We start from the raw sequence: 9,111 nt of genomic DNA on the forward strand, positions 1-9,111 counted from the left end.
CTATATTAGGCAATCTTTTGAATATCAACGCTAAAGCTATTCAGGCCGACTTCGTTTAAAGACACACGCGCATCGCCTGATTGCATATCCACAGTTTGGAATTCACTGCTAAAGGCATCGCGACCTAGCCAATGCTCACTACGAACTAATTTCGTGGTTCCGCTACTATCAATCGTGGCTTTTAAACCTGCTGGCAGAATATCAAGTTGGCTATCAACCATGTTTAAGACACCAAACATGGCACGGACCGGTGATGTATAAGCCGATGCACGAATCGCATCTTCAATCCGTTTTACCAGCGTCAGGAATCCGCGTTCATTCACATCACTTGAGCGGACAAAATCATTAAAAAAGGCCCGAATCATCAAAGTCGTTGCCGTCCCATCTTCTTCAGCTGACGCTGAGTCAACTACATAGAACGCCATTTTCCCGCCGAGCAGCCAAGCATAATCGAGCACAATAGGGTTGGCGTCTGCCGATTGCAGCGAGTGATATGACAAACGCCACGCGCCTTGTTGTGAGTCTGGATCAGGCATCAACCCCATCAGCAACTCTCGCGCACTGCCAGGATTATGACGTAGCGCATCAAGGTGCCATTTTAGTTCGCTTTCTGAGGCGCCTTTGTCCGCATCTTCACTCACTTTAAACCACTGTTGACTAAAGTCATCACTGGCATGCACATCATCGTTGGCATCATCAATCACCGCTTCAATGGCTTTTTTAACCGATTTGATGTCTTCAATGGGCTTGAGTAAAAAATCCTTTACTCCAAAGCGAAGCGCCTGGGCAACGTCGGCCATGCCTCCGGTACCTGAAATCACAATCATGGGCAGCATCGGGTATTCGAGGCTCACTTCCTCAACGAACTCAAGCCCCGTCATGACCGGCATGGAAAGATCGCTGATCAGTAAATCAGGGATGGATTGCCTCAATGCTTGTAGCCCTTCTAGCCCATTTTCTACTTCACGGACCGTCGCACCTTCTCTTTCAAGAAACGAGGCAATCATTCGACTAAAGACGGGATCATCTTCAACAATTAAAATATCTTTACTGTGCAACACGACGCTCTCCTCCCTGACTGCAAAGCAGCGGCTGTTTTAAATCGCTCTGTACTAATCGTAGCTGAACTCAGACACCCCGTGCCTGCTTATGATATTTAATTTGATAGCGAACAATAAACAGCTGTTTAAAATAACAATTTTATCAATATAAACTCACATGCATCTTAACGTACAACAAGGAGTACGATAAAAAACACTTAAAAATCAGCAACACTCCAGAGTACGCCACTCTGTATTAAAAGTGAGATGTTCAATAATTAATACATGACAATCATCACATAATGCATATTTTCCTCGCTTTATTTCCGAGCGACTTCGCCCTTTGCCTCGTGAGGAAGGTTGTTATAGCGCACAAAACTTGCCAATTATGATGTCAAGAGCTATTCGTTAGGTAAGGAAAGAAGATTTGGGCATCTGTCTTCGCACAGCCGAGCTAGCCGTTACCCAGCTGTCGTGCGCCGACCATTGCACCTTTGTTTATATTTAGGGAATAACGAGCGGGGTTACTATGATTTTAGGTCACTTAGTCGGGTTATATACCCATCCCAAAAAAGAATGGAAAACAATTGGCGAACGACACGAGGGCGTTTCAAGTAGCATCGGACATGCGCTATTGTTAGCGTTGATCCCACCTGTGTGTGCCTACTACGCGAGTGTCAATATCGGCTGGCAAATCGGCGCGGGAGAGCCCATTTTCATGACGCCACAAAGCGCGCTTTTTATTGCCAGTGCTATGTATTTAGCGTTACTCGGTGGGGTTGCTGCCCTTGCCTACCTAACCTTGTGGATGAGTCGAACATTTGGCTCTGCGCCTAACTATACGCAATGCCTTGAGCTGGCCGCTTACACGGCGACGCCGATTTTTATGGTCGGGCTTGCAACGCTCTATCCGGTGGTATGGTTTGTCATGATTGTCGGCTTGATCGGTGTCGCTTATTCCGTTTATCTGCTGTATACCGGCGTGCCGATACTCATGGAGATCCCTGAAGAGCGCGGTTTTATTTATGCAAGCTCCGTCGTCACCTGCGGCTTAGTCCTGTTGGTCGCTATCCTTGCCGCCTCCGTGATTCTGTGGAATGTCGGCATGGGGCCTGTTTTCACACACTAAGACCTTCTCTCGCTAAAAAGACAAATACGCCGCGATAATCTCGCGGCGTATTTATTTAATCTTCGTTATGTATCTCTAAGTTCGCAAGCTCTTGTTGCTGCTCTCGTACAGTTTTAGCATCATCACTACGTAAGCTTTGTAAATACTCGAGGTACGCCTGATCCACATCTTGGGTGACATATTCGCCACTAAACACCGATGTTTCGAAGCGCTCAATCGCTGGGTTGGCCTCACCAACAGCGGCGACGAGATCAGGCAGATCTTGATAAACCAAGCCATCGGCACCAATTAATTGGCCAATTTCATCCACTTCGCGACCATGAGCAATCAACTCGTTGGCGCTCGGCATATCAATGCCATAGACATTGGGGAAGCGCACTTCGGGGGCCGCGGAGGCCATATAAACTTCTTTGGCGCCTGCTTCACGTGCCATCTCGATGATCTGCTCTGAGGTTGTGCCTCGCACGATCGAATCATCGACCAAGAGTACGCGCTTGTCTTTAAACTCTGAACGGATGGCATTGAGTTTACGACGTACGGATTTTCGACGCATCTGCTGCCCCGGCATAATAAACGTACGACCTACATAGCGATTTTTAACAAAGCCTTGGCGGTAGGGTTTACCTAGCACTTGCGCAATTTCTAACGCGATATCACAAGATGTCTCAGGGATAGGAATGACGACATCAATATCCACGTCTTCCCACTCGCGCTGAATTTTAGCGCCAAGCTTTTGACCCATACGAATACGGGCCCCATAAACGGATACTTTATCGATAAATGAGTCGGGACGAGAAAAGTAAACGAACTCAAAGATGCAAGGGTTAAGACTCGGTGAGTCCGCACACTGACAGGTATGAAGTTGTCCCTCTAAGGTGATATAAACCGCCTCTCCGGGTGAGACATCACGCACGAAATCGAAACCCACGGCATCCAATGCAACGGTTTCAGACGCAACCATATACTCGGTACCTGTTTGCGTATCGCGCTTCCCTAAACAAAGCGGGCGAATGCCTTTAGGATCACGAAAAGCGATAACGCCATGCCCAATCACCATTGCCACAACGGCATAAGCGCCGGAGACTTGTCGATGGACCGCTTTCACCGCGGTAAACATATCATCAACAGTAAGAGGATGAGAAGTCGCAGTCGACAGTTGATGGGCAAGGACATTGAGGAGAATTTCAGAGTCAGACGTTGTATTAAGGTGACGACGATCTTTTTCAAATAAAGATTGGCGCAACGCCTCAGCATTGGTCAAGTTACCATTGTGGGCGAGAGTAATCCCATACGGCGAGTTGACATAGAAAGGCTGTGCTTCTGATGCACTAGAGCTGCCCGCTGTTGGATACCTTACATGCCCTATTCCAACCTGGCCTTGCAAGCGCTGCATATGCTTCAGTTGGAACACATCCTGGACTAACCCATTGGCTTTTCGAAGCCGGAAACGATTGTCATCGATAGTGACAATGCCGGCTGCATCTTGTCCTCGATGTTGAAGCACAGTCAGTGCATCGTAAATGGACTGATTGACCGGAGTGTTACCAACGATTCCAACAATACCACACATGTCAGCGATTCCTTGTTACGCGAATATCAGCCTAAGATCCTGCGATCTCAGGTAAGAAACTGGAACTGTTCTCGAGATAGTGGAAGAACCATTCGATCACTACCGCAAAGTTAGGAATAAGTTGCGATTGTCCCCACGCTTGGTTGTTGGCGACCGATGTAAAGGCATCGAGGAAGAAAAGCACCGCCGCGATGATTAACACGCCGCGCACACTGCCAAACACCATACCAAGCACTCTATCCGTGCCAGACAATCCCGTTTTTTCTACTAACTGGGCAATCACATAATTGACTACTGCGCCGACCAATAAGGTGGCAATAAACAACAAGGCGATGGCACTACCATTACGGATAACCGCATCTTGGATATTGGTCAAATACACCGCTAGCTGCGTGTAGAATTGGCTGGCAATAAAAAATGCCCCAAACCAAATCACTAATGACAAGGCTTCTTTTACAAAGCCTCGAATCACGCTCACTAACGCCGAAAAACCAATGACGCCAATAATAAGATAATCAATCCAATTCATCGTATTCACTTGCTCGAGACGTGCGCATTCTAACAGAAAAAATGCTCACGCAAACGTTTTCTTATTGGGTAAGTGGGTCAAATTTGCGCAACTGTCCTTTCAATCCTGTCAGCGATTGCAGATCAGTCAGTTGCGATTCGAGTGTGGTTTTAGAAACATGTGGCCCGACGACCACTTTCGCTAAGTCACCGGGTTGAATGTCTCTGGGTAAGATATGTGCTTGATATCCTTTGTCACGTAATTGCTTAACCAAGCGACTGGCATTCTCTTGGTTACGGAAGGTCCCCAAACGGATCATCCATGCGCTGTCTCCGTCGTTGACTGACGCTGTACTTGATGCCGTGGGCGTTGGGTCACTTTTTTCCGTCTCAGCCTGCGCATTTGTGTCAGCTGAACGCGTATCGTTTACCTGGGTATCGGGCGCTGTCACCTCAATCACCTCGGGTTCTTCAACCGGCATTTGGCTCACTGTGCCATCAAAGTCATCCCGCAGGGGGATGCTTTGATAGTTTTCTTGGTAATGCTCTTTTTTGCCATCGAGCACATCAGGTAGCACTATCACACCGATAGAGACTAATACTAGGGTGCCGACCACTCTTTTTTGTAACTTACTGGCCACAATGACTCCGTTTTAATTAAGCGTTTCCATCACCTGCCCAACGGTATGGAACGACCCAAATACGACCACACAGTCTCGCTCAGGTTCAGCCTGACTCAACGCATGTTGATAGGCGTCACTCGGTGAGCTGAATTGCATCGATGCCACCACCGGCAATTTATCGGCTGACGCGCCACGAGGTACGGCTAAAGAAGCGGGGTACCAGCAATCCACAATGCCATCAAAACAGGCTAAGGTACCCTCTATATCTTTGTCTGCTAACATCGCCACTACAGCATGCACGCGTCCTGTCAATCTCGCTTTTTGCTCAGCGAGTTTCTTTGCTAGGTAAGCGGCAGCATGCGGATTATGGGCGACGTCAAAAATCGTGTAAGGGGCGTCAGCAATAACTTGCATCCGACCGGTAACCGCGACAGACGCTAATCCCTCGGTAATGTGTGTATCAGCAATGTCGAGGTCAGCGACGCCCAGCGCCATTAAAGCCGTTGCCGCATTTTGTAGCGGAATAGCCGGAATAGGTAGCTCTGTCAGTTCAAAAGCACCGGCCGCCCAACGCCACGTATCACCTGTCATGGCATAGTGGTACTGATAGCCTAACTGATTTAATTGCGCGCCAATCGCATCAGCATGCGCGGCAACACTCGCAGGTGGCGCAGGCTGACCACATATCGCCGGTTTATCTTTCCGGAATATGCCTGCTTTTTCATAGCCAATCTGATTAATGTCATTGCCCAGCCAATCACAATGATCGAGCGCGAGACTGGTGATCACTGATACGTCATGATCCACCACATTGGTGGCATCTAAACGGCCACCGAGACCCACTTCGAGGATCACGACATCAAGCGCATGATGTTTAAATAGCTGTAACGCGGCTAAGGTACCAAATTCAAAAAAGCTCAGACTGGTTTGGCCACGTGCCTGGTTAATTACCTCAAACGCTTGAGTATGCTCACTATCGGCCAGCACGTCGCCATTGACACGGACCCGCTCATTGTAATGAATAAGATGTGGTGAGCTGTAAACCCCCGTACGGTAACCCGCGTGCTGTAATATTGCCTCTAATAAGGCGCAGGTGGTCCCCTTGCCATTGGTCCCTGCAACGGTAATCACTTTAGGCGCAGGCTTGGTCAATTGGGCGTGCTCCGCAACTGCCGCGACGCGTTCAAGGCCAAGATCGATGGCACTGGTATGGATATTTTCTAGATAAGACAGCCACGTATCCATTGAGGATGTGGCTGTTGGATGCTGTAGTTCAGACATTGACTTGGTCAGTTACTCGATGATGCGCAAATGATACCAAGGATAACGCCATGGAACACGGTCAATTATTGCTCTTGAGAGGAAGGTGCCACTTCAGGCTCTTCTGGAGGTTGAGGTTTATCTTGCTCAACATCGACGACTAATGGCGACTTAATGTTACCCAGCTTCGCCAATAGGCCCGCCAAACGCTGGCGCATCTCACGACGATCAACAATCATGTCGATCGCACCATGCTCAAGCAAGAACTCACTGGTTTGGAAATCGTCTGGCAGATTCTCGCGTACGGTTTGCTCAATGACACGACGGCCAGCAAAACCGATAATCGCTTTTGGCTCTGCGACATTAATGTCTCCGAGCATAGCAAAGCTCGCGGTCACCCCACCGTAAGTTGGATCAGTGAGTACCGAGATGAATGGCAAGTTGTGACGCGATAAACGCTCAAGTGCCGCACTGGTTTTCGCCATTTGCATCAATGACATCAAGGCCTCTTGCATGCGCGCCCCACCACTGGCCGAAAAACACACCAGGCCACAATGGTTTTCGATCGCGTGCTCGACCGCTTTAACAAACCGTGCGCCGACGACTGCGCCCATCGAACCGCCCATGAACTTAAATTCAAACGCACAAGCAATCACGGGCACGTCTAGCACACTGCCTTTCATGACCACGAGTGCATCTTTTTCCCCACTGGACTTTTGCGCGGCTGACAGGCGATCTTTATACTTTTTCGAATCACGAAATTTTAATACGTCTTTAGGCTCCAGTTCACCGGCAATCTCTTCACGTCCTTCAGGATCCAAAAAAACATCCAGACGACGGCGTGCTGGCATACGCATATGGTGGTCACACTTGGGACAAACTTCCAAATTACGTTCGACATCAGCGTGATAAAGTACTTGATCACACGACGTACACTTGGTCCAAACCCCTTCAGGGATCGACGCCTTGCGTGATGAACCAATATTACTTTTGGTTAATATTTTCTCTAGCCAGCTCATGGACAACCTTTACTTAGTCATGGCTATCACAATTAGACAACCATCTTGGATTCGTAACAAATTAGACCGAATTAAATCACAAGTCTGCCAGACTTGGGATAAAAAACTGGTACTACCTATTCTGTCTCCGTACGCTTTGCGCCGAGTATGCTCTCGGATTCCATCACCTGATCGGGCAAAAACAAAGGCCCTATCGGCGGGCGTGGTAAGCCATATTGATCCGGATAATCCACCTCGACCAAATACAAACCTTCCGCTTTGGCCGTCGCGGCCGCCAAGGTGCGATCTTTCTGTGCCAGTAGCCATGCGATCCACTCTGGCGGCTGTTCTTTACGACCGACAGCCATGAGGCTGCCCGCGATATTGCGCACCATGTGATGCACAAAGGCATTCGCTTTTATATCGATCACGATAAACCGCCCCTGACGCGTGACAGATAAATGCATCACATTCCGCCATGGCGAGTGAGATTGACATTGTGCCGCACGAAATGACGAGAAATCATTCTCACCTAGTAAGTACTGACCCGCTCGCGCCATTAAGGTTTCATCCAACTCGCTATGATAGTGACTGACACCTTTACCCAGTATCGCTGGGCGCAAAGAGTGGTTGTATATCACATAGCGATAGCGGCGTGCTGTCGCACTGAATCGCGCATGAAAATCGTCTGGAACAGGCGTGGCCCAACGTACGGCAATCGCATCAAGCAAGTTTGCATTCACTCCCATCGTCCAGGCTTTTAATGGCCGTTGGCTATCGCTATCAAAATGCACCACCTGTCCGGTGCCGTGGACTCCCGAATCGGTACGCCCCGCACATTGTACTGCCACAGGGTGATTAGCGACGGTCGACAAGGCCTTTTCCAAGTGTTCTTGGACACTGGTGACTTCTCGTTGCCTTTGCCAACCGTAAAACTGGGCGCCGTCATATTCAATGCCTAACGCGAATCTCATGCCTGTGCCTTTTTAGTTACTGCTCAACAAGGCGCAGCATTATACCCATAAAGCCGGCCTGTTGCAGGTCTTAACATCGACTGTCTATTCTGAGGCCTAATAAGCAATCAGGTAGCCTGTGCTACCTGATTGTGGTGTCACCTAAGTTGTTCAAGCAGTTGCCGAGCCTCTTGCTGCAAGGCCTTATTGCCTGACTGAATCACTTTTTCTAATAAGGAAATCGCGCCATCCATATCATTCATTTCCAAGTAAGCTTTCGCCAAGTCGAGATTGGTCGATGCCTCTGTGCTGGCGGTGTCGCCATCAACATCAATCGCACTAATGTCTTCTAACACATCAGGGAATTCATCCAACCCTACGTCAAGGTTCATCTCTGCCTTATCGGGATCAATATCTGGCGTCGAGCCGTCATCGCGCATAAGCTCTTCGATACTAATGTAGTCGTCATCTTCCTGCTCTTCGCCGATAAGCTCACTTTCAGCATCACCCTCACCGAGCAGATCATCATCCAAGGCCTGTTCCAGTTCAAAGGTTTCAAGCGAGGCCGGATCAATGGCGGGTTGTTGGCTCCAATCTTCACTTTCGGCTTCTGGCTCTGGCTCATTATCGGCTTGCCAAACCGCTGCTTCTTCGTCGGATAAAGCGGAAAGATCGAGAGGCTCATCGTCATCGGATTCCGATAGCAAGGCCTCCATATTCAGACCACCGACCTGGTGATCATCGTCATCCAGATCACTGATATTGCGTGTATCGCGCTCGGGCGCCTCAGAGGTTGGCGCGTTGTCTTGCTGCTCATTGAGATAAGACTCGAGCTCTCGTTGTTCATCGAGTGCCGCCCCTAGCGCATCGTTTTCATCAAACTCACCCAAATCGTCTAACGATAGAGAATCAAACGTGTAATCACGTTCCTCTTTTGAGGTGGGCTCTGGCTCTGGCTCTGGCTCTGGCTCTGGCTCTGGCTCTGGCTCTGGCTCTGGCTCTGGCTCTGGCTCTGGCTCTGGCTCTGGCTC

9 protein-coding genes are annotated in these 9,111 nt (G+C 49.1%); 1 reads left to right on the plus strand and 8 read right to left on the minus strand.

The window, feature by feature from the left end; genetic code table 11:
• Positions 1–5: 5 nt before the first annotated feature.
• Entirely contained in the window at positions 6–1,061 is a 1,056-nt protein-coding gene (locus BZJ21_RS05575; RefSeq protein ID WP_077576277.1) for a response regulator, read from the minus strand.
• Between the two features lie 508 nt (positions 1,062–1,569).
• Here BZJ21_RS05575 and BZJ21_RS05580 point away from each other — a divergent pair.
• Complete coding sequence (locus BZJ21_RS05580) at positions 1,570–2,169, plus strand: Yip1 family protein (protein WP_077460340.1); 600 nt, start codon at positions 1,570–1,572, stop codon at positions 2,167–2,169.
• A gap of 55 nt (positions 2,170–2,224) precedes the next feature.
• Here the strand turns inward: BZJ21_RS05580 and purF are convergent, their stop codons facing one another.
• The 7 genes from purF to BZJ21_RS05615 form a co-directional block, all read right to left on the minus strand.
• Entirely contained in the window at positions 2,225–3,739 is a 1,515-nt protein-coding gene (gene purF / locus BZJ21_RS05585; RefSeq protein ID WP_077576276.1) for an amidophosphoribosyltransferase, read from the minus strand.
• A 31-nt stretch (positions 3,740–3,770) separates the two neighbouring features.
• Positions 3,771–4,268 (minus strand): CvpA family protein, encoded by a 498-nt coding sequence (locus BZJ21_RS05590; protein WP_021022877.1) that lies wholly within the window; start codon positions 4,266–4,268, stop codon positions 3,771–3,773.
• A gap of 61 nt (positions 4,269–4,329) precedes the next feature.
• A complete protein-coding gene (locus tag BZJ21_RS05595; protein ID WP_077669321.1) occupies positions 4,330–4,887 on the minus strand; it encodes an SPOR domain-containing protein in 558 nt (185 codons plus the stop codon).
• Positions 4,888–4,899: 12 nt separating this feature from the next.
• Entirely contained in the window at positions 4,900–6,150 is a 1,251-nt protein-coding gene (folC, locus tag BZJ21_RS05600; RefSeq protein ID WP_077669322.1) for a bifunctional tetrahydrofolate synthase/dihydrofolate synthase, read from the minus strand.
• 65 nt (positions 6,151–6,215) lie between these two features.
• Positions 6,216–7,148 (minus strand): acetyl-CoA carboxylase, carboxyltransferase subunit beta, encoded by a 933-nt coding sequence (gene accD, locus BZJ21_RS05605; RefSeq protein WP_077576274.1) that lies wholly within the window; start codon positions 7,146–7,148, stop codon positions 6,216–6,218.
• Positions 7,149–7,264: 116 nt separating this feature from the next.
• Positions 7,265–8,101 carry a tRNA pseudouridine(38-40) synthase TruA gene (gene truA / locus BZJ21_RS05610; RefSeq protein ID WP_077669323.1) on the minus strand — a complete coding sequence of 279 codons (837 nt, stop codon included), beginning with the start codon at positions 8,099–8,101 and terminating at the stop codon, positions 7,265–7,267.
• A 137-nt stretch (positions 8,102–8,238) separates the two neighbouring features.
• Positions 8,239–9,111: FimV/HubP family polar landmark protein (locus BZJ21_RS05615; protein WP_330359239.1), on the minus strand; the 873-nt coding region annotated here is incomplete at its 5' end.

This window comes from Salinivibrio costicola subsp. alcaliphilus, from assembly GCF_001996185.1.
GTDB classification, from domain to species: Bacteria; Pseudomonadota; Gammaproteobacteria; order Enterobacterales; family Vibrionaceae; genus Salinivibrio; species Salinivibrio costicola.

Bases quoted from the DNA above. Each gene is read 5' to 3' on its own strand.
- folC (WP_077669322.1), bottom strand. From the start codon at position 6,150: ATGTCTGAACTACAGCATCCAACAGCCACATCCTCAATGGATACGTGG.
- purF (WP_077576276.1), bottom strand. From the start codon at position 3,739: ATGTGTGGTATTGTTGGAATCGTTGGTAACACTCCGGTCAATCAGTCC.
- BZJ21_RS05590 (WP_021022877.1), bottom strand. From the start codon at position 4,268: ATGAATTGGATTGATTATCTTATTATTGGCGTCATTGGTTTTTCGGCG.
- truA (WP_077669323.1), bottom strand. From the start codon at position 8,101: ATGAGATTCGCGTTAGGCATTGAATATGACGGCGCCCAGTTTTACGGT.
- BZJ21_RS05580 (WP_077460340.1), top strand. From the start codon at position 1,570: ATGATTTTAGGTCACTTAGTCGGGTTATATACCCATCCCAAAAAAGAA.
- accD (WP_077576274.1), bottom strand. From the start codon at position 7,148: ATGAGCTGGCTAGAGAAAATATTAACCAAAAGTAATATTGGTTCATCA.